Origin of the sequence: Streptomyces sp. NPDC001903, from assembly GCF_042891345.1 — a bacterium.
Classification (GTDB): Bacteria; Actinomycetota; Actinomycetes; order Streptomycetales; family Streptomycetaceae; genus Streptomyces.
Genome location: NZ_JBIASZ010000007.1, coordinates 248,994 through 273,141, shown reverse-complemented (window position 1 = coordinate 273,141; position 24,148 = coordinate 248,994). Strand labels below are relative to the sequence as shown.

Genomic DNA, 24,148 nt, shown 5'->3' with positions numbered 1-24,148 from the left:
AACCGCATGACCAGCAACGGTAGGTCGCCTTCCGCCGAAGCGGAATTTCCGATGTGCACGCAAATGGCTTGCGTTATTTGCGTCCAGCTTGCGCAAGCGATGACGGCATGAAAGTGCGGTCAGAGCAGTAGACGACTCGGCAAAGCTCTGCAACTCTCGCACGGCACGGCGCAAATTCCTGTCTCACCTGGTTCAGAAAACTCATGTCGAGGGACGAGGACATATGAGAAGGCTCCACTGGAGAGGACGGGCGCTGGCCGCCCTGACCGCCACGGCCCTGCTGATGCTGGGATGGCCCGCCCTGACCGCCGAGGCCGCGGGCGGCCCGAGCATCGCGGCGGGCCGCCCCGCCGCGGCGAGCAGCAGCAACGGCGCCTACACCGCCGCCAACGCCACCGACGGCAACCAGTCCACGTACTGGGAGAGCGGCGGCGGCGCGCTCCCGCAGTGGGTGCAGACCGACCTCGGCGCCACCGCCCGTGTCGACCAGGTCGTGCTCAAGCTCCCCGCGGCCTGGGAGAGCCGCAACCAGACCCTGTCCGTGCAGGGCAGCGCCGACGGCACCTCCTTCGCCACCCTGGTCGGCTCGGCGACCTACACCTTCGGCCAGGGCAGCGGGAACACCGTCACGATCACCTTCCCGGCCGCCCAGACCCGCTACGTCCGCATCGACATCACCGCGAACACCGGCTGGCCGGCGGCCCAGCTCGCCGAGCTGGAGGTACGCGCCGCCGGCGAATCCTCGGCCAACCTGGCCCTCGGGAAGACCCTGACCGCCAGCAGCAGCACCCAGACCTACCTGCCGCCCAACGCCAACGACTCCAATACGGCCAGCTACTGGGAGAGCGCCAACAACGCCCTGCCCCAGTGGCTCCAGGCCGACCTCGGAGCCTCGGTCCGCGTGGACCGCGTCGTGCTGCGCCTGCCCGAGGGCTGGGGCGCCCGCACCCAGACGCTGAAGCTCCAGGGCAGCGCCAACGGCACCGACTTCACCGACCTGACCGCGTCCAAGACGTACGCGTTCGACCCGGCGGCCGGCGCCAACGCGGTGACCATCACCTTCGACGCCGCCACCACCCGCCACCTGCGGGTCCTGATCTCGGCCAACTCCGTGCAGCCGGGCGGACAGATATCCGAGCTGGAGGTCTACGGCCCGCTGACCGGGGACACCCAGCCCCCGACCGCCCCCGCCGAACTCGCCTACACCGAGCCCGCCACCGGCCAGATCAAGCTGACCTGGAAGGCCGCCACCGACAACACGGCCGTCACCGGCTACGACGTGTACGCGAACAACCAGCTGCGCACCAGCGTGGCCGGCGACGTCACCACCTACACCGACACCCAGCCCACCGGTACCAGCGTCACCTACCGTGTCCGAGCCAGGGACGCGGCGGGCAACCAGTCGCCCGACAGCAACAGCGTGACCCGCGCCGCGGACACCAAGGACACCCAGGCGCCCACCGCCCCCGGCGCCCTGGCCTTCACCGAGCCGGCCGCCGGCCAGGTCCGGCTGGCCTGGCAGGCCTCCACCGACAACGTCGGGGTCACCGGCTACGAGGTGTTCGCGAACAACCAGCTCCGTACGACGGTGGCCGGCAGCGCCACCACCTACACCGACACCCAGCCGGCCGACGCCACCGTCAGCTACTTCGTGCGCGCCAAGGACGCGGCGGGCAACCGCTCCGGCGACAGCAACACCGTGACGCGCAACGGCAGCGGAGGCGGCGGCTCCAACCTGGCCGTCGGCAAGCCGATCACCGGCTCCTCCGTCATCCACACCTTCGTCGCGGAGAACGCCAACGACAACAGCACCTCCACCTACTGGGAGGGCGCGGCCGGGGCCTACCCGAGCACCCTCACGGTCCGGCTCGGCGCCAACGCCGACGTCGACCGCCTGGTCCTCAAGCTCAACCCGGACGGCAGCTGGGGCACGCGCACCCAGAACATCCAGGTCCTGGGCCGGGAGCAGAGCGCATCGGGCGCCACCGGTCTGGTCGCCGCCAAGGACTACGTCTTCAACCCGGCGTCCGGAGCCAACACCGTCACCATCCCGGTGCACGCCCGCGTCGCGGACGTGCAGCTCCGCTTCACCTCCAACACCGGTGCGTCCAACGGCCAGATCGCCGAGTTCCAGGTCATCGGCGTCCCCGCGCCCAACCCCGATCTGGAGGTCACCGGCCTGAGCGCGACCCCGGCGGCCCCCGTCGAATCGGACCCGGTCACGCTCTCCGCCACCGTCCGCAACAGCGGCCCGGCCCCGGCGGCCGCCACCGCCGTCACCTTCAAGCTCGGTGACAGCCCGGTGGGCACGGCGAACGTGCCCGCCCTGGCCGCGGGCGCCACGGCCACCGTCACCGCCGGCATCGGCGCGCGGGACGCCGGCACCTACCCGCTGAGCGCGGTCGTCGACGAGGCGAACGCGGTCATCGAGCAGAACGACACCAACAACACCTTCACCGGCTCCCCGCTGGTGGTCCGCCCGGTCGACAGCTCCGACCTGGTCGCCTCCGCCGTGAGCTGGTCCCCGAGCGCCCCCTCCGCAGGGCAGCCGGTCGAGTTCACCGTCACCGTCCGCAACCAGGGCACCGTCGCGGCCGCCTCCGGCGCGCACGGCGTCACCCTCACCCTCCAGGACGCGGCCGGCGCCACCGTCCGTACGCTCACCGGCTCCTTCAGCGGCGCCCTGGCCGCCGGCGCCTCGACCGCCCCGATCGCGCTCGGCAGCTGGCCGGCCGTGAACGGCAAGTACACGGTCAAGGCGGTCCTCGCCGACGACGCCAACGAGCTCCCGGTCAAGCGCGCGAACAACACCTCCACCAAGTCCTTCTTCGTCGGTCGCGGGGCGAACATGCCCTTCGACATGTACGAGGCGGAGGACGCCGCGGTCGGCGGCGGAGCCACCGTCGTCGGCCCCAACCGCACCATCGGTGACATCGCGGGAGAGGCCTCCGGCCGCAGGGCCGTCAACCTCGACGCGACGGGCGAGTACGTCGAGTTCACCACCCGCGCCGCCACCAACACCCTGGTCACCCGCTTCTCCATCCCGGACGCCCCGGGCGGCGGCGGCATCGACTCCACCATCGACGTGTACGTCAACGGCACCTTCAAGAAGGCCCTGCCGCTGACCTCGAAGTACGCCTGGCTGTACGGAGCCGAGGCCTCCCCGGGCAACTCGCCGGGCTCCGGCGCCCCGCGGCACATCTACGACGAGGCCAACCTGCTGCTGGGCGAGACCGTCCCGGCGGGCAGCAGGATCCGCCTCCAGAAGGACGCGGCCAACACCACCAGCTACGCGATCGACTTCGTCAGCCTGGAACAGGCCGTCGCCACGCCCAACCCGGACCCGGCGACGTACACCGTGCCCGCCGGATTCACCCACCAGGACGTGCAGAACGCCCTGGACAAGGTCCGCATGGACACCACCGGCAAGCTCGTCGGCGTCTACCTGCCGCCCGGCGAGTACGAGACGGCCGGCAAGTTCCAGGTGTACGGCAAGGCCGTCCAGGTGCTCGGCGCGGGACCCTGGTTCACCCGCTTCCACGCCCCGGCCGGCCAGGACAACACCGACAACGGCTGGCGGGCGGAAGCCAGCGCGAAGGGCTCCTCCTTCGCGGGATTCGCCTCCTTCGGCAACTACACCTCGCGCATCGACGGCCCCGGCAAGGTGTTCGACTTCTCCAACGTCACCGACATCACCATCGACAACATCTGGAACGAACACACCGTGTGCCTCTACTGGGGCGCCAACACCGACCGCATCACCATCAAGAACGCCCGGATCCGCGACACGTTCGCCGACGGCATCAACATGACCAACGGGAGCACCGACAACCTCGTGTCGAACAACGAGGCGCGGTCGACGGGCGACGACAGCTTCGCGCTGTTCTCCGCGATCGACGCGGGCGGCGCGGACATGAAGAACAACCTGTACGAGAACCTGACCACGATCCTGACCTGGCGTGCGGCCGGTGTGGCCGTCTACGGCGGCTACAACAACACCTTCCGCAACATCCACATCGCCGACACCCTCGTCTACTCGGGCGTCACCGTCAGCTCGCTGGACTTCGGGTACCCGATGAACGGATTCGGCACCGATCCGACGACCTTCGAGAACGTCTCGATCGTCCGCTCCGGCGGCCACTTCTGGGGCGCGCAGACCTTCCCCGGGATCTGGCTGTTCTCCGCCTCGAAGGTGTTCCAGGGCATCAGGATCAACAACGTCGACATCGTCGACCCGACGTACAGCGGCATCATGTTCCAGACGCAGTACATCGGCGGCCAGCCGGTCAACCCGATCAAGGACACCGTCCTGAAGGACATCACCATCACCGGGGCGAAGAAGAGCGGGGACGCCTTCGACGCCAAGTCCGGCTTCGGACTCTGGGCGAACGAGATGCCCGAGGACGGGCAGGGCCCGGCGGTCGGTGAGGTCACCATCCACAACCTGAAGACCAGCGACAACGCCGTGGACGTACGGAACACGACCTCGACGTTCAGGATCAACCGACTGCCGTAGCCAGGCAGCCCGAAGAAGGGCGGTGGGCGGCTCCGGGGCACTCCCCGGGCCGTCCACCGCCCCGCAAGCGACTTGCATTTCTTGCGCTACTCTTGCGCGCATGACGCGACGACTTGCTCAAGTGGCGAAGAAGGTGGGAGTCAGCGAGGCAACGGTCAGCCGGGTGCTCAACGGCAAGCCGGGCGTCTCGGAGGCCACCCGCCAGTCCGTGCTCACCGCCCTCGACGTCCTCGGCTACGAGCGGCCCACGCAGCTGCGCGGCGAGCGCGCCCGGCTGGTCGGCCTCGTGCTGCCGGAGCTGCAGAACCCGATCTTCCCCGCGTTCGCCGAGGTCATCGGCGGCGCGCTGGCCCAGCAGGGGCTGACCCCGGTGCTGTGCACGCAGACCACCGGCGGGGTCTCCGAGGCCGACTACGTCGAACTCCTCCTCCAGCAGCAGGTGTCCGGCGTGGTCTTCGCCGGCGGGCTCTTCGCCCAGGCCGACGCCCCGCACGGGCACTACCGGCTGCTGTCCGACCGCAAGGTCCCGGTGGTGCTCATCAACGCCTCCATAGAGGACCTCGGCTTCCCCTGCGTGGCCTGCGACGACGCCGTCGCCGTCGAGCAGGCCTGGCGCCACCTGGCCTCGCTGGGGCACGAGCGCATCGGCCTGGTGCTGGGCCCGCCCGACCACATCCCCTCGCTGCGCAAGCTGACGGCCGCCCAGGCGGTCGCCGCCGCGGCCGGCGCCGAGCTGCCCCCCGCCCACGTGGAGCGGGCCCTGTTCTCGCTGGAGGGGGGCCACGCGGCCGCCTCCCGGCTGCTCGACCGCGGGGTCACGGGCATCATCTGCGCCAGCGATCCGCTCGCGCTGGGCGCCGTACGGGCGGCCCGCCGCCGGGGGCTCGACGTGCCCCGGGAGGTCTCCGTGGTCGGCTACGACGACTCGGCGTTCATGAACTGCACCGAGCCCCCGCTGACCACCGTCCGCCAGCCCATCGAGGCCATGGGCCGGGCCGCCGTCGAGCTGCTCACCGCGCAGATCCAGGGCGCCGCCGTGCAGCCCGGCGAGCTGCTCTTCGAGCCCGAACTGGTGGTCCGCGGCTCCACGGCGCAGGCCCCGCGCAGGTAGCCCGTACCGGCTCCGCGCAAGCAGCGAAGGGCTCCGGAGCGTCCCCTGGACGCTCCGGAGCCCTTTTTGTGTCCAGCGCCCGGCAGGGCAATGTCAATCTCTTACGAAATCTGCGCGAGATATTGCGCCCATCTGTGGGTGGTGGTTGAGTGTGCCGCGCTCGCCCCCACGCCTCCTGCCCGATGCTCGAAGGGGACCACCGATGAGAACCAGCCTCCGCCGCAGCACCGCGGCCTCCCTTGTCTGCGCCCTCGCCGTCACGGCCCTCGCGGCCTGCGGCACGAGCAGCAGCAGCGGCGACGACAAATCGGCGCAGCCGGGCGGCGGTTCCGCCGATCCCGCCGCCCCGCTCGACCCGAAGACGAAGGTCACCCTCTCCATCGACTGCATGCCGCCCGCGGCCAAGGCGGCCGAGCTCAAGGAGTGGAAGGAGGACGTGGCGGAGTTCAACAAGACGTACCCGAACGTCACGATCGAGGGCCGCTCCACCCCCGGCCAGTGCCTGGAGCCCCCGCGCTTCACGGCGATGCTCAAGGCCAAGTCGCAGCCGGACGTGTTCTACGCCTACTTCACCGACCTCCAGCAGGTCCTCGACAACGACGGCGCCGAGGACATCTCCGCCTACGTCACCCCGCAGTCGGTGCCCGTGCTCGACGACATCGACAAGAACGTCCTGGGCGTCCTCAAGCGGGACGGCAAGCTCTACGGCCTCCCCACCAGCAACTACACGATGGGCCTCCTGGTCAACCGCAAGCTCTTCCAGCAGGCGGGGCTGAACCCCGACACCCCGCCGCGCACCTGGGACGAGGTCCGGGCGGCGGCCAAGAAGATCGCGGCGCTCGGCAACGGCACCGCCGGCTACGGCGAGTACAGCGTCGAGAACACCGGAGGCTGGCACTACACCGCCGCCATGTACGGCCTCGGCGGCGACATCGTGGGCGCCGACGGCAAGGCCGCCTTCAACACCCCCACCGGCAGGCAGATCGCCGACAACCTCCACGCCATGCGCTGGGAGGACGACAGCATGGGCAAGACCCAGCTGCTCAAGTGGGGCGACCTGCAGAAGCAGATGGCCTCGGACAAGCTCGGCATGTTCCTCGCCGCGCCCGACGACATCACGTACATGGTCCAGCAGCTCGGGGCGAAGTACGAGAACTTCGGCATGGGCCCGCTCCCCGGCGGCGCGGCCACCCTGGCCGGCGGCAACGGCTACATGATCAAGAAGGGCAGCTCGCCCGACAAGGTCAAGGCCGCCGTCGCCTGGCTGAACTTCAAGACCCTCGCGGTCGGCAAGGGCCAGTTCCGGTACGACCGCTCCAAGGCCGACGGCCTGCCGGTCGGCCTTCCCCAGCCCGCCTTCTTCACCGGCGCGAGCAAGGCGAAGGACGACGGACTGAAGGCCGCCAGCGCCACCATGCCCGTCGCCAACTTCAAGGCCTTCCTGGACAACCCGGTACCCGGCAAGGCGGAGCCGATGAAGGCGCAGGAGGTCTACAAGGTGCTCGACAAGGTGATGTCCGGGGTCCTCACCAACAAGGACGCCGACGCCGCACAGCTCCTCGCCGAGGCGGAGAAAGCGGTCAACCAGCTGCTGGCGAACCAGTAGGAGCGAGCGGCGATGTCGGCTCCCACCACCCTGCCCGCGGGCCGCGCCGCGCGCGCGGCCTCGAAGGAGGAGTTCCGCCGGGCGTTCAAGCGGAACCTCACGGCCCACGGCTTCCTGATCGGCGCCGTCCTGTGCTTCTCCTTCTTCTCCTGGTACCCGATGGTCCGGGAGTTCCTGCTGGCCTTCCAGAAGACGGAGGACGGCGCCACCCGATGGGCCGGCTGGGACAACTTCCGCCACGTCTTCCAGGACCCCGGTTTCTGGCAGGCCTGGCGCAACACCCTGCTCTTCAGCGGACTCGCCCTGGCTCTCGGCTTCGTCCTGCCCTTCCTGGTCGCCGTCGTCCTCAACGAGTTCCGGCACGCGCAGGGCTACCTGCGCCTGCTGGTCTACCTACCCGTGATGATGCCGCCGGTGGCCTCGGTCCTGTTGTTCAAGTACTTCTACGACCCCGGATACGGCCTCTTCAACAGGGCCCTGGAATTTCTGCACCTGCCGGCGCAAGACTGGCTGCAATCCAGCGACACCGCCATGCTGTCCGTCGTCATCGCGTCGACCTGGATGAACATGGGCGGGGCGACCCTGATCTACCTCGCCGCCCTCCAGGGCGTCCCCGGCGAGCTCTACGAGGCCGCCGAGCTGGACGGCGCCGGACTGCTGCGCAAGATCTGGCACGTCACCGTCCCGCAGACCAGGCTCATCCTCTCGCTCATGCTGCTGATGCAGATCATCGCGACGATGCAGGTGTTCACCGAACCGTTCCTGCTGACTGGCGGAGCCGGCCCCGAAGGTTCGACCACCACGGTCGTGGTCCTCATCTACCAGTACGCCTTCAGCTTCAACCAGTACGGCGGCGCCGCGGCCCTGGGCCTGTGCCTGCTCGTCCTGCTCGCCGGCTTCTCCGCCCTGTACGTCCGCCTCAGCCGCGACAACGAGAGCTGACAGGAGCCCCCGCGATGGCAGAGCGCACGCTGATATCCCCCGCCCGGCTCGGCCGCACCCGGGGGAAGGTCCTCTACTGGACCGTCCTCGCCGTGGTGGTCATCGGCTTCACCGTCGTCTTCCTCGGCCCCCTCTACTGGATGGTGGCGGGCGGCCTGAAGAGCACCGAGGAGTTCGCCGGCGTCCCGCCCACCCTGGTGCCGCACTCCGTGCACACCGCCAACTACACGGCCGCCTGGAAGGTCATGGACCTCGCCAAGCTGCTCTTCAACACCCTCTACTACGCCTTCGGAGCCCTCGCCTTCCAGCTCGTCCTCGACGTCGGCGCCGCCTACTCGCTGTCCAGACTGCGCCCGGTCCTCGGCAAGGCGATCCTCGGCATGATGCTGGCGACCCTGATGATCCCGGCCACCGTCCTCGTCGTACCGCAGTACCTCACGGTCCTCGACATGCCGCTCATCGAGCGGAACCTGCTCAACTCGCCCTGGGTCATCTGGCTGCCGTCCGTCACCAACGCCTTCAACATCTTCCTGCTGAAGCGGTTCTTCGACTCCATCCCGCAGGAGATCCTCGACGCCGCCTCCATCGACGGGGCGAGCGCCCTGCGCATCCTGCGCTCCGTGGTCCTGCCGATGTCCCGGCCCGTCCTGGGCGTCGTGTCGATCTTCGCGGTCGTCGGCGTCTGGAAGGACTTCCTCTGGCCGATGCTCACCCTCCCCGACCCGGCGCTGCAGACCCTCAACGTCGGCATCTACTCGCTGTCCACCGGTGTGCCCGAGAACCACCTCGTCGCCGCCCTCGCGATGGCCTCGGCGCCCACGCTCCTCGTCTTCCTGGTCTTCCAGCGCAACATCATGAGCGGTCTGACGGCGGGCTCCCTCAAGGGCTGACCACCCAGGGCCGACCCCAGCGCCCCGTACCGCCACGCCCGGCCGCCCCCTGTGAAAGGACCCCCCGTGGCTGACCTCCCCCTGCCCGCAGACGCCGCCGACTGGTGGCGCACGGCCGCCATCTACCAGGTGTACGTCCGCAGCTTCGCCGACGGCGACGGGGACGGCACCGGCGATCTCGCGGGCGTCCGGGCCCGCCTCCCGTACCTCGCCGAACTGGGCGTGGACGCCCTCTGGTTCACCCCCTGGTACCTCTCCCCGCTCGCCGACGGCGGCTACGACGTCGCCGACTACCGCAGCATCGACCCCGCCTTCGGAACCCTCGCCGAGGCCGAGAAGCTCATCGCCGAGGCCCGCGCCCTGGGCCTGCGGACCATCGTGGACATCGTCCCCAACCACGTCTCCGACCGGCACGCCTGGTTCCGGGCCGCGCTCGCCGCCGGGCCCGGCAGCCCCGAGCGGGAGCTCTTCCACTTCCGGCCCGGCCGCGGCGAGGGGGGAGAACTGCCGCCGGGGGACTGGCCCTCGCAGTTCAACGGCGCCGCCACCTGGACGCGCGTGCCCGACGGGGAGTGGTACCTGCACCTGTTCACCCCGCAGCAGCCCGACCTCAACTGGGACCACCCCGCCGTGCGCCGGGAACACGAGGACGTGTTGCGGTTCTGGTTCGAGCGCGGCGTGTCCGGCGTACGGATCGACTCCGCCGCCCTGCTCACCAAGGACCCGGCCCTGCCCGACCTGGCCGGCCGCCCGCCCGAGCCCTGGCCGCCCGGGACCGGCGAGTCCCACCCGTACATCGACCGCGACGACCTGCACACCGTCTACCGCTCGTGGCGCGCGATCGCCGATGCCTACGGAGCCGTCTTCGTCGGCGAGGTCTGGCTGCCCGACTCCGAGCGCTTCGCCCGCTACCTGCGCCCCGACGAGCTGCACACCGCCTTCAACTTCTCCTTCCTCAGCTGCCCGTGGGACGCGGGGCGGCTGCGCACCTCCATCGAGGAGACCCTCGCCGAGCACGCCCCGGTCGGCGCCCCGGCCACCTGGGTGCTGTGCAACCACGACGTGACCCGTACCGTCACCCGCTACGGACGCGCGGACACCGGCTTCGACTTCGCCGCCAAGGCCTTCGGCACCCCCACCGACCTCGCCCTCGGCACCCGGCGGGCGCGCGCCGCGGCCCTGCTGACGCTCGCCCTGCCCGGCTCCGTGTACGTCTACCAGGGGGAGGAACTGGGCCTGCCGGAAGCCGACATACCGATCGGCCGGATCCAGGACCCCATGCACTTCCGCTCCGGTGGTACCGACCCGGGGCGCGACGGCTGCCGGGTCCCGCTGCCGTGGACCGCCGAGCCGTGGCACGACCCCTGGCTGCCGCAGCCCGAGGGCTGGGGCGCGTACGCCGCCGACCGCCAGGCCGACGACCCCGACTCGATGCTCACCCTCTACCGGACGGCCCTCGGGCTGCGCCGCGCGGCCGGCGGTTTCGGCGGCGGCTCGCTCACCTGGCTGACCGCGCCGCCGGGGGTGCTGGCCTTCGTCCGCCCCGACGGGCTGCTCTGCGTGGTCAACCTGTCCGGCGCGCCGGTCCCGCTGCCGGCGCACACGAGCCTCCTGCTGAGCAGTTCCGCCCTGGACGCGGCGGGGCTGCTTCCGCAGGACACGGCGGTCTGGCTGCGGTCCTGACCCCGCGGCCGGACCGCCGCCCTCCGCCGCGGGGGAGGTGTCACGGCATCGGCTGCGGCGGGCGGGGCCCCTGGTACTGGCCGCTCGGCCGCATCCGCAGCGGCCGCTCCTGGTACTCCTCCAGCGCGTGCGCCATCCAGCCCGCGGTCCGGGACACGGCGAACACCGTCTCCCCGGCCTCGGCGGGCATCCCGCAGGACACCGTCAGCACCGCCAGCGCCAGGTCCACATTGGCGTGCAGCCCACCCCGCCGGGCCGCCGCCGTCGCGACGACCTCCCGGGCGGCGGCCAGCGCGGGTCCCGCCTGCGGCACGCCCTCCAGCCGGGCGAACAGCGCCGTGGCGCGCGGGTCCTCGCCCTCGTACAGCCGGTGCCCGAGCCCCGGAACCCGCCGTCCCGCCCGCAGGTGGTCCGCGACCACCGGTGCGGCCCCGCCCCGCTCCAGCGCCTCCACCAGCATCCGGTGCGCGAGCCGCCCGGCCGCTCCGTGCAGCGGCCCTTCGAGCACGCCGAGACCGGCCGATACGGCCGCGTACGGATGGGCCCGCGCCGACGCGGCCACCCGTACGGCCAGCGTGGAGGCGGCCAGATCGTGGTCGATGAGCAGGGTGAGGGCCAGGTCCAGGGTGGCCAGCGCGTCCGGGTCCGGCTCACGCGGCGTCAACCGGGTCCACAGCTGCCGGGCCAGCCGGCCGTCCCCGCGCCAGCCGGGCGACCCCAGCTCGGGCAGCGCGCCGACCAGGGTCGGGATCAGGCAGCGCGCGGAGCCCAGTACGGCCTCGGCCGACAGGTCGAAGCGCAGCGGATCCGTGACCGCGGCGGCCGCCGTCGCCACCCGCAGCCGGTCGATCGGACCGCTGTGCTCGGGCAGCGCGGCCACCGCGCGCCGGGCGGCGGCCAGCGCCTCGGGCGGGGCCGTGAACCGTGTGCCGCGCGGCAGCACCCCGGTCCAGAGCCACTCGGCGACCTCCTCGTAGCGGTACCGCGAAGCCAGCTCGACGGCGTCCACGCCCCGGAAGTAGTACCGGTCGGGCTCGATGAGCGTGAGCGAGGTGCGTACGGAGAGTTCGGCTCCCGGGGGCGCCGCCGCCTCGCGCCGGCTGCGCAGGGCCAGGGCTTCCACCTCGCGCGCGTCGAAGCTGCTGCCGCGGCCGACCGGATCGCGGCGGCTGGTGAGCTGGCCGCGGCTGACGTACGCGTACACGGTCGCGGGCTTCACCCCCAGCAGTTCCGCCGCCTGCCGGGTGCTGAGCCGGCGCTCTCCGTCCGCCTGGTCGTTCATGACGCCCACCTTACATATATTGATTCAATCAACATTGACAAGGATTCAATCCATGATGGATGGTCGATCCATGAACACCACCGTCGATGTGCCCCGCGGTCTCGCGGGAGTCGTGGTCACCGAGACCGAACTCGGTGACGTCCGAGGCCGCGAGGGCTTCTACCACTACCGCCAGTACTCGGCCGTCGAGCTCGCCGCGAGCCGCAGTTTCGAGGACGTGTGGCACCTGATGTTCCGCGGCGCCCTCCCGGCAGACACCGCCGAGCGGGCCGCGTTCGCGGCCGAGATCGCCCCGCTGCGCCGACTGCCCGACGCGGTGCGGGACGCCCTGCCGGCCCTCGCCCGGGCCACCGCGCTCTCCGGTCCGCTCGCCGGGCTGCGCACCGCGCTCTCCCTGCTCGGCGCCTCCGCCGGATTCCGCCCCGTCTACGACATCGACCCCGGGCGGCGGGCCGCCGACGCGCTGGCCGCCTGCGCCGCCGTACCGACCCTGCTCACGGCGCTGCACCGGCTGGGGCAGGGCCTGGAGCCGGTCGAGCCGCGCGCGGACCTCCCGTACGCCGCCAACTACCTGTACATGCTCACCGGTCAGGAACCCGACCCCGTCAAGGCGCGGGCCGTCGAGCAGTACCTGATCTCCACCGTCGACCACGGCTTCAACGCCTCGACCTTCACCGCCCGCGTGATCGCCTCCACCGGCGCGGACGTCGCCGCCGCCCTCACCGGAGCGATCGGCGCGCTCTCCGGACCGCTGCACGGTGGCGCGCCCAGCCGGGCCCTGGACACCCTGGACGCCATCGGCACGGCGGACCGCATCGAGCCGTGGATCCGCGAGCGGGTGCTCGCGGGGGACCGGATCATGGGCTTCGGCCACCCCGTGTACCGGACCGAGGACCCGCGTTCGCGCATGCTGCGCGACATCGCCCTCGGGTTCGGCGGCCCGCTCGTGGACTTCGCCGTGGAGGTGGAGCGGCGCGTCGAGGAGATCCTCGCCGAGCTCAAGCCGGGGCGGGAGCTGCACACCAACGTGGAGTTCTACGCGGGGGTGGTCATGGAGCTGTGCGGGCTGCCGCGCGAGATGTTCACCCCGACCTTCTGCGCCGCCCGCGTGGTCGGCTGGAGCGCGAACATCCTCGAACAGGCCGCCGATTCGAAGATCATCCGTCCGGCGGCCCGGTACGTGGGACCGAACCCGCCCGAGCCGGTTCCGGCGCTCGGCTGACTACGATCGACGGCGTGAACAGCAGTCAGCCCGCCCAGCAGTCCGCTCGGCCGCCCGTCCAGCCGATTCCCGTCGTCGTGCTGTCCGGATTCCTCGGATCCGGCAAGACGACTCTGCTCAACCACCTCCTCGGGAACCGGGGAGGCACCCGGATCGGCGTCGTCGTCAACGACTTCGGCTCGATCGAGATCGACGCGATGGCCGTGGCGGGCCAGGTCGGCGACTCGATGGTCTCGCTCGGCGGCGGCTGCCTGTGCTGCGCGGTCGATGGCAGCGAGCTGGACGCGTACCTGGAGAAGCTCTCCGCGCCCGTCCACCGGATCGACGTGATCGTCATCGAGGCGAGCGGGCTGGCCGAGCCCCAGGAGATGATCCGGATGCTCGTGGCCAGCGAGAACCCCGCGATCCGGTACGGCGGACTGGTCCAGGTCGTGGACGCGGCGGAGTTCGACGCGACCCGGGCCAAGCACCCGGAGACCGACCGCCACCTGGCCGCCGCCGACCTGGTGGTGCTGAACAAGACCGACCGGGTGGAGCCGGCCGGGCTCACCCGGATCGAGGGAGAGCTCGGCGCGCTCTGCCCCGGGACACCGGTGGTGGCCGCCGACCACGGCCGGATCGACCCGGAGCTGCTGTTCGACCGGCGGCCGTGGACCGAGACCCGGGGCCAGCTGTCGTTCGAGGACCTGATCTCAGAGGCCAGGGACGACGATCAAGGCGGTCATGCCGGTCACGCCGGTCACGAGGACCACACCGGCCACGCCCACACGCTCTACGAGAGCACGGAGTTCGTGTCCGAGCAGGCCCTGAACCCGCGCCGGTTCATCGACTTCCTCGACCGCCGCCCGGCCGGCCTGTACCGGATCAAGGGCTACGTCCACTTCGGCGTCCCCGGCCACGAGGAGCGCTACGAGGTCCACGCCGTCGGCCGCTTCCTCCGCTTCGTGCCGGGCCCCTGGGGCCGGGGCGAGCCGCGCCGGAGCCAGCTGGTCCTGATCGGCGCGGGCACGGACGGCCCCGCCCTCTCCCGCGAGCTGGAGGCCTGCCGCGAGCCGGCCCCGCAGCACGCACCCCCGGAGAGCATGTGGGGCGTCCTGCGCTACGTCGACCGCCCGCCGCGGCCGGAGGCCGGGCAGGAGCCCGAACCGGAGCCGGAGCCGGAGCCCTGCGAACCCGATCCGTACCGCGATGCCGATCCCGATGCCGATCCCGGCTCCGACTGATCAGGCGACCTCGACGCCGTACTCGCCGAGCAGGTCCTCCAGGCCGCCGCGGTAGCCCTTGCCGCCGATCACGAAGTCCCAGTCGCCGTTGGAGCGCCGCCGGAACGAGCCGAGGACCAGAGCGGTCTCCCCGGCACGCCCGTCGGAGACGTCCAGCCGGCCGAGCTCCTCGCCGTCCGCGGACAGCAGGCGGATGTGGGCGTCCGTGAACCCGGCCAGGTCGGCGTGCGGATCGGCCTCCGGGTCGATCGCCGCCACCAGGACCAGCCGGTCGGCGGGCTCGGGCAGGGCGTCGAAGGAGACCTCCAGCGCCGCCTTGTCGGGCGCGGAGTGCGCGCGGGCCCGTACCGAACCGTCCGGGGTCCGCGGGTTGTTGAAGAACACGAAGTGCTCCTCGCTCAGCACCCGGTTGCCCGTGCAGACGAGGGCGCACACGTCCAGCGCGGCCGCCCCCGACCAGGACATGCCGAGCACGTTGTGGTCTGCCGAGGGGGCGGTCGGCTCCGGCTCGGGCGCACGCTGCGCCGGACCGCCGCCGAGCCGCCCGCGCAGCCCGTACTGGTGCAGGAGCTCCACGAGATCCGCCCCGGGAACCAGCTCCAGCGGCTTGCCGTTGGCGAAGGCGTACGAACCGGGCCCGAAGGACGCGGTGGTGACGAGCACCCCCTTGTTCGCCCCCTTGTCCTGGACCGTGCCGTACAGATCGCGCACGGCCGTCGGCGGCACCGTGTTCCGGTAGCGCTTGACCTGCACCACGATCCGCCCGCCCCGGATCGGCGCGGGGTCCAGCGCCTCCACGTCCACCCCGCCGTCACCCGACCGCTGCGTGGTCACCGCCTCCATGCCCATCGCCCGGAACAGCTCGGCGACCAGGTTCTCGAAGGCGATCGGATCCATCACGAAGAGGTCCGGCTCGTCCTCGTCCGCTCCGCCCGCCTGCCCGCCGTGGCTGACGACCCCTCCGCCGACCTCGTCCGGCCGCCGCCCGGGGCGCACCGCCGTCAGCTGGTCGGGACGCCCCGACAACTGCCCGCCCAGCCCCGACACCAGACAGTCCACGGCGCTGACCTGCTCCAGCCGCAGCCCCTCGAAGGCGGAACGCGCCGCCGGCACGGTGGAGAGGACGAACCGCGCCTCCTGCCCCGTCGCCGGGTCGTGGCAGTCCACGAAGCCGTTGACCACGACCGAGTCCAGCACGCCGAACTCGTCCGCCGCGAACAGCTCGCGCACCACCAGCAGCATGCACTGCGCCAGCAGGTCCCGGTACAGGGCCCGACGCTCCGTCACCCGGCGGGGCTTGACCCTGTCCTGGTCCGTACTCGGCAGGTACTGCACCGCACTGGCCTCCGGGACGACCGCGTACCCGGGGAGCTCCCAGTCCAGCACCAGCTGGCGCGCCGCCGGGTCGTACGCGGCCGCCACCTGCCGCGGCAGCGCCTCGGGCCAGGCCGTGGAGGCGTACAGGGCGGCCGAGAAGTACTCCACCGCCGCCTCCGCGTCGCCCGTGCGCAGGGCGGCGGCCAGCTCGCCGAGCCCGCTGTTGTGCGCCCGCGCCCCGGCGAGCTGCTCGGCGGCCCACCGGTCGTACTGCTGCCGGTACGCGGCCAGTTGCCGCTGCCGCTGCGCCTCCGCGGCGCTCGCGGCCTGCCAGGCCTCGGTGTACCGGGCGTGGGCCTCCCGCTCCGCCTGCGCCCGGTGGCTGGATCCGATCGTCCAGCCGCTGCTCTGCTGCTGGAACTGGTCGATGCGCGGCATCGGCACCGGATGTGCCAGGGCGCCGGGGTCGAAGGGTTCCAGCTGCTCGGGCCGGGCCAGGGCGGAAATCCGGAAGGCCGGTGCGCGGCAGCCCGCGACCAGCAGGCCCTTGAGGGCGTCGACCTCGGCGTCGATCTGCGCGGTCCGCCGCAGGGCCTCGGACTCGCGGTACTGCCGGTGGCTGCGGTTGGCGTCCCGTTCGTGGGTCCGCTGTCGGTCCCGTTCGTACGCCAGCAGCCGGCGCTCCGCCTCGCGCTGCTGGATCACCTGCGTCTGCTGCTGCCGGCGCTGGGCCTCGGCCCAGTCCCCGATCAAACCGCCCGGCCGACGACTCATCAGCTGTGTACTCCCCCCACCAACACCCGGAGGGAAAACACTAGTCGGCATTCGGGTGGTACGTCCCCCCGGTCGCACCACCCGAATGCCGCAGTACGTCCTACAGCGCGCCCCCCGCCAGAGCGGCGACGACCGCGGGCAGCGCGGCCCCCGATCCGTCGCGGCGCGGGTCCACGGGCGGCAGTTCGGCCGGGCTGCCGTTCGCCGCGGCCGCGCGGACCGGCGCGTTGCCGGCCCAGGCCAGGACCAGCAGGTCCTCGCCCTTGAGGAAGCGCTGACAGCGCACGCCGCCGGTGGCCCGGCCCTTGCGCGGGTACTGGTCGAACGGGGTCAGCTTGCCGGAGAGCATCGAGTCGTCCAGCGTCCCGTGCGAGCCGGCCACCGTGAACACCACGGCGTCGCGCGCCGGGTCCACCGCCGAGAAGTGGATCACCTTGGCGTTCTCGGAGAGCTTGATGCCCGCCATGCCGCCCGCCGGGCGGCCCTGCGGGCGCACCTGTCCCGCCGGGTAGCGCAGCAGCTGGGCGTCGTCGGTGAGGAAGACCAGGTCCTCCTCGCCCGTGCGCAGTTCGACCGCGCCGACGATCCGGTCGCCCTCCTTGAGGGTGATGACCTCCAGCTCCTCCTTGTTCGCCGGATAGTCCGGCACGACCCGCTTGACCACGCCCTGCTCGGTGCCCAGGGCCAGGCCCTGCGAGGACTCGTCGAGCGAGGTCAGGCAGATCACCTTCTCGTCCGCCTCCAGCCCGGAGAGGAACTCCGAGACCGGGGCGCCTCCCGCCAGGTTCGGCGCGGCGTGGGTGTCCGGCAGCTGCGGCAGGTCGATCACCGCGAGCCGCAGCAGCCGCCCGTACGAGGTGACCACGCCGACATCGGCCCGGGCCGTCGCGGCGACCTGCGAGACGATCAGGTCGTGCTTGGCGCGGGAGCCGCCCTCCTCCTGCGGCAACGGCTCGCCGTTCGCGGTGCGCGCCAGCAGGCCCGTCGAGGACAGCAGGACCCGGCACGGGTCGTCCGCGACCTCGAGCGGAACCGCGGCGACCGTCGTGCCCGCCGACTCCAGCAGGACCGTACGGCGCTCGGTGCCGAACTTCTTCGCGACCGCGGCCAGTTCCGCGGAGACCAGCTTGCGCAGCTCCGTGTCGGACTCCAGGATCCCGGTCAGCTCGTCGATCTCGCCCGTCAGCCGGTCGCGCTCGGACTCCAGCTCGATCCGGTCGAAGCGGGTGAGACGGCGCAGCGGGGTGTCCAGGATGTACCGGGTCTGGGTCTCGCTCAGCGAGAAGCGCTCGATCAGCCGCTCCATCGCCTGCGCCGAGTTGTCGCTGTCCCGGATGATCCGGATGACCTCGTCGATGTCGACCAGGGCCACCAGCAGGCCCTCGACCAGGTGCAGCCGGTCGCGCCGCTTGGTGCGGCGGAACTCGCTGCGCCGGCGCACGACCTCGAAGCGGTGGTCGAGATAGACCTCCAGGAGCTCCTTGAGGCCCAGGGTCAACGGCTGGCCGTCGACCAGCGCGACGTTGTTGATGCCGAAGGACTCCTCCATCGGCGTCAGCTTGTACAGCTGCTCCAGGACGGCCTCCGGGTGGAAGCCGTTCTTGATCTCGATGACCAGGCGCAGGCCGTGCGAGCGGTCGGTGAGGTCCTTGACGTCCGCGATGCCCTGGAGCTTCTTGGAGCCGACCAGGTCCTTGATCTTCGCGATGACCTTCTCGGGGCCGACCGTGAAGGGCAGTTCCGTGACGACCAGGCCCTTGCGGCGCGCCGTCACGTTCTCCACGGCCACCGTGGCGCGGATCTTGAACGTGCCGCGGCCGTTCTCGTAGGCGTCCTTGATCCCCGAGAGGCCCACGATCCGGCCGCCCGTGGGCAGGTCCGGACCCGGCACGAAGCGCATCAGCGCCTCCAGGTCCGCCTGCGGGTAGCGGATCAGGTGGCGGGCGGCCGCGATGACCTCGCCCAGGTTGTGCGGGGGCATGTTGGTGGCCATGCCGACCGCGATCCCGGAGGCGCCGTTGACCAGCAGGTTCGGGTAGGCCGCGGGCAGCGCGACCGGTTCCTGCTCCTGGCCGTCGTAGTTGGCGGTGAAGTCGACGGTGTCCTCGTCGATCGACTCCGTCATCAGTGACGTGGCGTCCGCCATCTTGCACTCGGTGTAGCGCATCGCGGCCGGCGGGTCGTCGTTGCCGAGCGAACCGAAGTTGCCGTGGCCGTCGACCAGCGGCAGCCGCATCGAGAAGGGCTGGGCCATGCGCACGAGGGCGTCGTAGATCGACGCGTCACCGTGCGGGTGCAGCTTGCCCATGACCTCGCCGACGACGCGGGCGCACTTCACGTAGCCGCGGTCGGGGCGCAGGCCCATCTCGTTCATCTGGTAGACGATGCGCCGGTGCACCGGCTTCATGCCGTCCCGGGCGTCGGGCAGGGCGCGGGAGTAGATCACCGAGTACGCGTACTCGAGGAAGGAGCCCTGCATTTCGTCGACGACGTCGATGTCGAGGATCTTCTCCTCGAAATCCTCCGGCGGCGGGGTCTTCGTGCTGCGGCGGGCCATCGCTGCGCGGCTCCTTAACCAAGAAAGAAAGTGTGCTGGGGTCTGGCGGGTGGTCTGATCGGCGTTGACGGGGTTGTCGCGGACCATTGTGGCCCGAGGCACCGACAACGCCGACTCCGACCCTGGGGTCACCCCCGGACGGAGGCGTGGGCGAGTGTGGGTCGGGAACTTCTCCGGTGCCCGACGCGCTTGCATACAGTGGCAGGTCTGACGGAAAAATCTGCATCGCGATCGAAGGGACCACATGCCCATGGGTCACACGGCCACAGCCCAGGCCGGCTCCGGCGGCCTGACAGCGACCGAGCACCGGCTGGCCAACGGCCTGCGCGTGGTGCTCTCCGAGGATCACCTGACCCCGGTCGCCGCGGTCTGCCTCTGGTACGACGTGGGCTCGCGCCACGAAGTCAAGGGGCGGACCGGCCTGGCTCACCTCTTCGAGCACCTGATGTTCCAGGGTTCGGCGAGCGTACCCGGCAACGGGCACTTCGAGCTGGTCCAGGGGGCGGGCGGTTCGCTCAACGGCACCACCAGCTTCGAGCGCACCAACTACTTCGAGACGATGCCGGCCCACCAGCTGGAGCTCGCGCTCTGGCTGGAAGCCGACCGCATGGGCTCGCTGCTGGCCGCCCTGGACGACGAGTCCATGGAGAACCAGCGCGACGTCGTCAAGAACGAGCGCCGCCAGCGGTACGACAACGTCCCGTACGGCACGGCCTTCGAGAAGCTGACCGCCCTCGCCTACCCCGAGGGCCACCCGTACCACCACACCCCGATCGGCTCCATGGCCGACCTGGACGCGGCCTCCCTGGAGGACGCCCGCGCCTTCTTCCGTACGTACTACGCGCCCAACAACGCGGTGCTGTCGGTCGTCGGCGACATCGACCCCGAGCAGACGCTCGCCTGGGTCGAGAAGTACTTCGGCTCCATCCCCGGCCACGACGGCAAGCAGCCGCCGCGCGACGGCACGCTGCCCGAGATCATGGGCGGCGAGCTCCGCGAGGAGATCGTCGAGGAGGTCCCGGCCCGCGCGCTGATGGCCGCCTACCGGCTCCCGCACGACGGCACCCGCGAGTGCGACGCCGCCGACGTGGCGCTGACCGTCCTGGGCGGCGGCGAGTCCTCCCGGCTCCACAACCGCCTGGTACGCCGCGACCAGAGCGCCGTCGCGGCCGGATTCGGCATGCTGCGACTCGCCGGGGCGCCCTCGCTGGGCTGGCTGGACGTGAAGACCTCCAGCGGGGTCGAGGTGCCCGCCATCGAGGCGGCGGTCGACGAGGAGCTCGCGCGGTTCGCCGCCGAGGGCCCGACCGCCGAGGAGATGGAGCGCGCCCAGGCGCAGCTGGAGCGCGAGTGGCTGGACCGGCTGAGCACGGTGGCCGGGCGCGCCGACGAACTGTGCCGCTTCGCGGTGCTGTTCGGCGACCCGCAGCTGGCGCTCAGCGCGGTCGGGCGCGTCCTCGACATCACCGCCGAGGAGGTGCAGGTCGTGGCCGCGGCCCGACTGCGCCCCGACAACCGCGCGGTGCTGGTGTACGAGCCGCTCCCGGCAGAAGCCGGCGAGAACGGTGAGAGCGACGAGAACGAAGGGGCGGAGCAGTGAGCGACACCGCAGCCGTCACGATGACCTTCCACCCGCGGCCCCAGGCGGGCGAGGCCCGGCCGTGGGCCTTCCCGGCCCCCGAGCGCGGCTCGCTGCCCAACGGCCTGACCGTGCTGCGCTGCCACCGGCCCGGGCAGCAGGTCGTCGCCGTCGAGGTCAACCTCGCCGCCCCGCTGGACGCCGAGCCCCAGGGGCTGGACGGCGTGGCGACCATCATGGCCCGCGCGCTGTCCGAGGGCACCGACAAGCACTCCGCCGAGGAGTTCGCGGCGGAGCTGGAGCGCTGCGGCGCCACGCTCGACGCGCACGCGGACCACCCGGGCCTGCGGGTCTCCCTGGAGGTCCCGGCCTCCCGCCTGCACAAGGCGCTCGGCCTGGTCGCCGAGGCGCTGCGCGCGCCGGCCTTCGCCGACAGCGAGGTCGACCGCCTGGTGCGCAACCGGCTCGACGAGATCCCGCACGAGCTGGCCAACCCGCAGCGCCGGGCCGCCAAGGAGCTCTCCCGGCAGCTCTTCCCGCCGACCCTGCGGATGTCCCGGCCGCGCCAGGGCACCGAGGAGACGGTCGCCCGGATCGACTCCGCGGCCGTACGCGCCTTCTACGAGGCCCACGTACGCCCCGCCACCGCCACCGCGGTGGTCGTCGGCGACCTGACCGGCATCGACCTGGACGCGGTCCTCGCGGACACCCTGGGCGCCTGGACCGGCGACTTCGCCGAGCCGCTCCCGGTCCCGCCGGTCACCGCCGACGACACCGGCCGCGTGGTCATCGTGGACCGGCCCGGCGCGGTCCAGACGCAGCTGCTCATCGGCCGGATCGGGCCGGACCGGCACGAGCGGGTCTGGGCGGCGCAGGTGCTCGGCACGTACTGCCTGGGCGGCACGCTCACCTCGCGCCTGGACAAGGTGCTGCGCGAGGAGAAGGGCTACACGTACGGCGTGCGCGCCTTCGGCCAGGTGCTGCGCTCCACGGCTGACGGCAAGGGCGCCTCGATGCTCGCCATCAGCGGCTCGGTGGACACCCCCAACACCGGCCCGGCGCTCGACGACCTCTGGAAGGTGCTGCGCACCCTCGCGGAGGGCGGCCTGACCGACGCCGAACGGGACGTGGCGGTGCAGAACTTGGTGGGCGTGGCCCCGCTGAAGTTCGAGACGGCCGCAGCCGTCGCCGGGACGCTCGCCGACCAGGTCGAGCAGGAGCTCCCGGACGACTACCAGGCGCAGTTGTACGCGCAGCTGGCCCAAACGGGCACGGTGGAGGCGACGTCGGCCGTCCTGGCCGCCTTCCCGGTGGACCGCCTGGTCACGGTCCTGGTGGGCGACGCCGCGCAGATCGAGGAGCCGGTTCGGGCGCTCGGGATCGGTGAGGTCACCGTCGTCACCAACTGACGGACGTTCCAAGGGGCTCCGGCGGCTTGTCCGTCGGGGCCCCTTTTGTCCGTTTCGTGGAGAGGTTGCTTGTATGGGGTGTGGCGTATGCAACAAAAACGCGTGTCTGTTTGGCGATTGACTGATGATCCGCCTAGCGTCGGCCGTGCTGTCCGTCAGTTGTACGCGCCGCATCCGCGGCACCGGGCAGCGATCGCCGAGTCCCCGTCAGGCGCGAGCCTGGGGAGCCGGGGACCCACATGTGTCCCTGGGGTGAATCGGACCGCCTCGTCAGAGGGGGCCCGTAGGAGACCTTCCTGCTCCGAACCCGTCAGCTAACCCGGTAGGCGAGAAGGAAGGAAAGGATCAGCCCCTTCATGGCGTTTGGCAGTCGTGCCGCCGGTAAGCACCGTGGTTCCAGTCGTCTGAGCCGCAAGACCGCCGGTTACGCCGGCATAGCCGCCCTCGCCACCACCGGTGTCGTCGGCTCCCTCGCAGGCCCGGCGTTCGCCGCGTCGGACAAGGCCCCCTCCATGGAGGACACCGGCCTGAACGCCGTCGTGACGGCCGAGGACCTCCCGGGGCAGATCGAGGCCCAGGCCGATGCCCAGGAGCACGCGGCCGAGGCCGCGGCCCTCAAGGCGAAGGCAGAGGCCGACGCCAAGGCGCGCGCCGCCGAGGCCCGGCAGAAGGCCGAGGAGAAGGCGAAGGCCGAGCGCGAGGCCGCCGAGCGCGCCGCCCGCGAGGAGGAGCGCAAGCGCCTCAACACCTTCGTCGCCCCCGTCGACGAGTCCTACGTCAGCACCCAGTGGCACGCGGGCGGCGGCATGTGGTCCTCCGGCAGCCACACCGGCATCGACTTCCACGCGGCCTCCGGCACCACGGTGCACGCGGTCGGCATCGGCACCGTGGTCGAGGCCGGCTGGGGCGGCGCGTACGGCAACAACGTCGTCATCAAGCACGCCGACGGCACGTACACGCAGTACGGCCACATGTCCTCGCTGAGCGTCTCCGTCGGCGACCAGGTCACCGCCGGCCAGCAGATCGGCCTGTCGGGCTCCACCGGCAACTCCAGCGGCCCGCACCTGCACTTCGAGGCCCGCACCGGCGCCCAGTACGGCTCGGACATCGACCCGGTCGCGTACCTGCGCCAGCACGGCGTCAACGTCTGACCCGCAGCACTCCACCGAAGGCCCCGGCTCCCCGAGCCGGGGCCTTCGTCTTGGCTGTAAACATCTGCTATTCCCGCCCGCACTCGGAATTTAACGCGCAGTGCAATAGAGTCCCCGTACGATCGCGATACGGTCGCGGCAATGGCGTCGGCAGTCGGAAATAGGCGGAGGTCCGGACTTGCGTATTCCTGCGCACGCGGTATGCACGGCAATCCGCGACGACATCGTCTCCGGGGTCTTCGAGCCGGGCGCCCGGCTGACCGAGGAACTGCTGGCCCGCCGGTACGGGGTCTCCCGCGTCCCCGTCCGCGAGGCGCTGCGGACCCTGGAGTCGGAGGGCTTCGTCACCACCCGGCGGCACGCGGGCGCCTGCGTCGCCGAGCCCACCGAGCAGGAGGCGGCCGACCTCCTGGAGTTGCGGCTGCTGCTGGAGCCGCTGGCGGCCGCCCGCGCGGCCCGGCGGCGCACCGAGGGCCACCTCAAGGTGCTGCGCGGGCTGGTCAGGCTGGGCCAGGAGCGGGCCAGGCGGGGCCAGGGGGAGGATCTGCGGTCCCTGGGCGGCTGGTTCCACGAGACCCTCGCCCAGGCCTCCGGCAGCCCCGGGCTGATCGCGCTGCTCACGCAGATGCGGCACAAGGTCGCCTGGATGTACACCGTGGAGGCGCCGGCCCGGCCCGTGGACTCGTGGGCGGAGCACGGCGCGATCGTGGACGCGGTCGCGCGCGGGGACGCCGAGCGGGCCCGGGCGCTGACGGCGTTGCACGCGGACCGGGCGGCCGGGGCGCACCGGCTGCGGGTGAGGACTTCGCAACATGCCGTAAACATGGCGAGCGGCCCGCATTAACAAAAGGCGCGTATTAAGGAGTGAGGGCTTCGGTTGAATTCG

The 24,148-nt window shown here is 71.6% G+C and carries 15 protein-coding genes and 1 riboswitch; of the genes, 12 read left to right on the top strand and 3 right to left on the bottom strand.

Annotated features, from left to right (window positions below; all coding sequences use genetic code 11):
• The first annotated feature begins 223 nt into the window (after positions 1 to 223).
• The 6 genes from ACFYZS_RS18575 to ACFYZS_RS18550 all read left to right on the top strand — a co-directional run bounded on the left by ACFYZS_RS18575 (position 224) and on the right by ACFYZS_RS18550 (position 10,748).
• Positions 224 to 4,516 carry a discoidin domain-containing protein gene (locus ACFYZS_RS18575; protein WP_389013239.1) on the top strand — a complete coding sequence of 1,431 codons (4,293 nt, stop codon included), beginning with the start codon at positions 224 to 226 and terminating at the stop codon, positions 4,514 to 4,516.
• 100 nt (positions 4,517 to 4,616) lie between these two features.
• Positions 4,617 to 5,627: a LacI family DNA-binding transcriptional regulator gene (locus ACFYZS_RS18570; protein ID WP_389013236.1), complete on the top strand. Its 1,011-nt coding sequence runs from the start codon at positions 4,617 to 4,619 to the stop codon at positions 5,625 to 5,627.
• 202 nt (positions 5,628 to 5,829) lie between these two features.
• Entirely contained in the window at positions 5,830 to 7,233 is a 1,404-nt protein-coding gene (locus tag ACFYZS_RS18565) for an ABC transporter substrate-binding protein (protein ID WP_389013233.1), read from the top strand.
• A 12-nt stretch (positions 7,234 to 7,245) separates the two neighbouring features.
• Positions 7,246 to 8,175 (top strand): carbohydrate ABC transporter permease, encoded by a 930-nt coding sequence (locus ACFYZS_RS18560; RefSeq protein WP_389013229.1) that lies wholly within the window; start codon positions 7,246 to 7,248, stop codon positions 8,173 to 8,175.
• A 14-nt stretch (positions 8,176 to 8,189) separates the two neighbouring features.
• Positions 8,190 to 9,065 carry a carbohydrate ABC transporter permease gene (locus ACFYZS_RS18555; RefSeq protein WP_389013226.1) on the top strand — a complete coding sequence of 292 codons (876 nt, stop codon included), beginning with the start codon at positions 8,190 to 8,192 and terminating at the stop codon, positions 9,063 to 9,065.
• A 66-nt stretch (positions 9,066 to 9,131) separates the two neighbouring features.
• Complete coding sequence (locus ACFYZS_RS18550) at positions 9,132 to 10,748, top strand: glycoside hydrolase family 13 protein (RefSeq protein WP_389013223.1); 1,617 nt, start codon at positions 9,132 to 9,134, stop codon at positions 10,746 to 10,748.
• A 40-nt stretch (positions 10,749 to 10,788) separates the two neighbouring features.
• On the opposite strand, the gene ACFYZS_RS18545 is transcribed toward ACFYZS_RS18550, so the two are convergent.
• Complete coding sequence (locus tag ACFYZS_RS18545) at positions 10,789 to 12,030, bottom strand: citrate/2-methylcitrate synthase (protein ID WP_389013221.1); 1,242 nt, start codon at positions 12,028 to 12,030, stop codon at positions 10,789 to 10,791.
• Positions 12,031 to 12,085: 55 nt separating this feature from the next.
• On the opposite strand from ACFYZS_RS18545, the gene ACFYZS_RS18540 reads away from it, so the two are divergent.
• Both ACFYZS_RS18540 and ACFYZS_RS18535 read left to right on the top strand, forming a co-directional pair.
• Positions 12,086 to 13,252 (top strand): citrate synthase/methylcitrate synthase, encoded by a 1,167-nt coding sequence (locus ACFYZS_RS18540; protein ID WP_389013471.1) that lies wholly within the window; start codon positions 12,086 to 12,088, stop codon positions 13,250 to 13,252.
• Between the two features lie 14 nt (positions 13,253 to 13,266).
• Positions 13,267 to 14,475, top strand: a complete 1,209-nt coding sequence (locus ACFYZS_RS18535) for a CobW family GTP-binding protein (RefSeq protein ID WP_389013218.1) — start codon at positions 13,267 to 13,269, stop codon at positions 14,473 to 14,475.
• Here ACFYZS_RS18535 and ACFYZS_RS18530 read toward each other — a convergent pair whose 3' ends face one another.
• Both ACFYZS_RS18530 and ACFYZS_RS18525 read right to left on the bottom strand, forming a co-directional pair.
• Positions 14,476 to 16,566 carry a restriction endonuclease gene (locus tag ACFYZS_RS18530; RefSeq protein WP_389013215.1) on the bottom strand — a complete coding sequence of 697 codons (2,091 nt, stop codon included), beginning with the start codon at positions 16,564 to 16,566 and terminating at the stop codon, positions 14,476 to 14,478.
• A 100-nt stretch (positions 16,567 to 16,666) separates the two neighbouring features.
• The gene (locus ACFYZS_RS18525; RefSeq protein WP_389013212.1) at positions 16,667 to 19,123 is read right to left on the bottom strand and encodes a DNA topoisomerase (ATP-hydrolyzing) subunit A; all 2,457 of its coding nucleotides are present in this window, start codon (positions 19,121 to 19,123) and stop codon (positions 16,667 to 16,669) included.
• Positions 19,124 to 19,373: 250 nt separating this feature from the next.
• Here ACFYZS_RS18525 and ACFYZS_RS18520 point away from each other — a divergent pair, with 250 nt between their 5' ends.
• The 4 genes from ACFYZS_RS18520 to ACFYZS_RS18505 all read left to right on the top strand — a co-directional run bounded on the left by ACFYZS_RS18520 (position 19,374) and on the right by ACFYZS_RS18505 (position 24,106).
• A complete protein-coding gene (locus tag ACFYZS_RS18520) occupies positions 19,374 to 20,723 on the top strand; it encodes a M16 family metallopeptidase (RefSeq protein WP_389013209.1) in 1,350 nt (449 codons plus the stop codon).
• 20 nt (positions 20,724 to 20,743) lie between these two features.
• Positions 20,744 to 22,111, top strand: a complete 1,368-nt coding sequence (locus tag ACFYZS_RS18515) for a M16 family metallopeptidase (protein ID WP_389013468.1) — start codon at positions 20,744 to 20,746, stop codon at positions 22,109 to 22,111.
• Positions 22,112 to 22,295: 184 nt separating this feature from the next.
• Positions 22,296 to 22,455: riboswitch (cyclic di-AMP (ydaO/yuaA leader) on the top strand.
• Between the two features lie 12 nt (positions 22,456 to 22,467).
• Positions 22,468 to 23,262 (top strand): M23 family metallopeptidase, encoded by a 795-nt coding sequence (locus tag ACFYZS_RS18510; RefSeq protein ID WP_389013206.1) that lies wholly within the window; start codon positions 22,468 to 22,470, stop codon positions 23,260 to 23,262.
• A 178-nt stretch (positions 23,263 to 23,440) separates the two neighbouring features.
• Positions 23,441 to 24,106: a GntR family transcriptional regulator gene (locus tag ACFYZS_RS18505; protein WP_389013203.1), complete on the top strand. Its 666-nt coding sequence runs from the start codon at positions 23,441 to 23,443 to the stop codon at positions 24,104 to 24,106.
• Positions 24,107 to 24,148 lie beyond the last annotated feature (42 nt).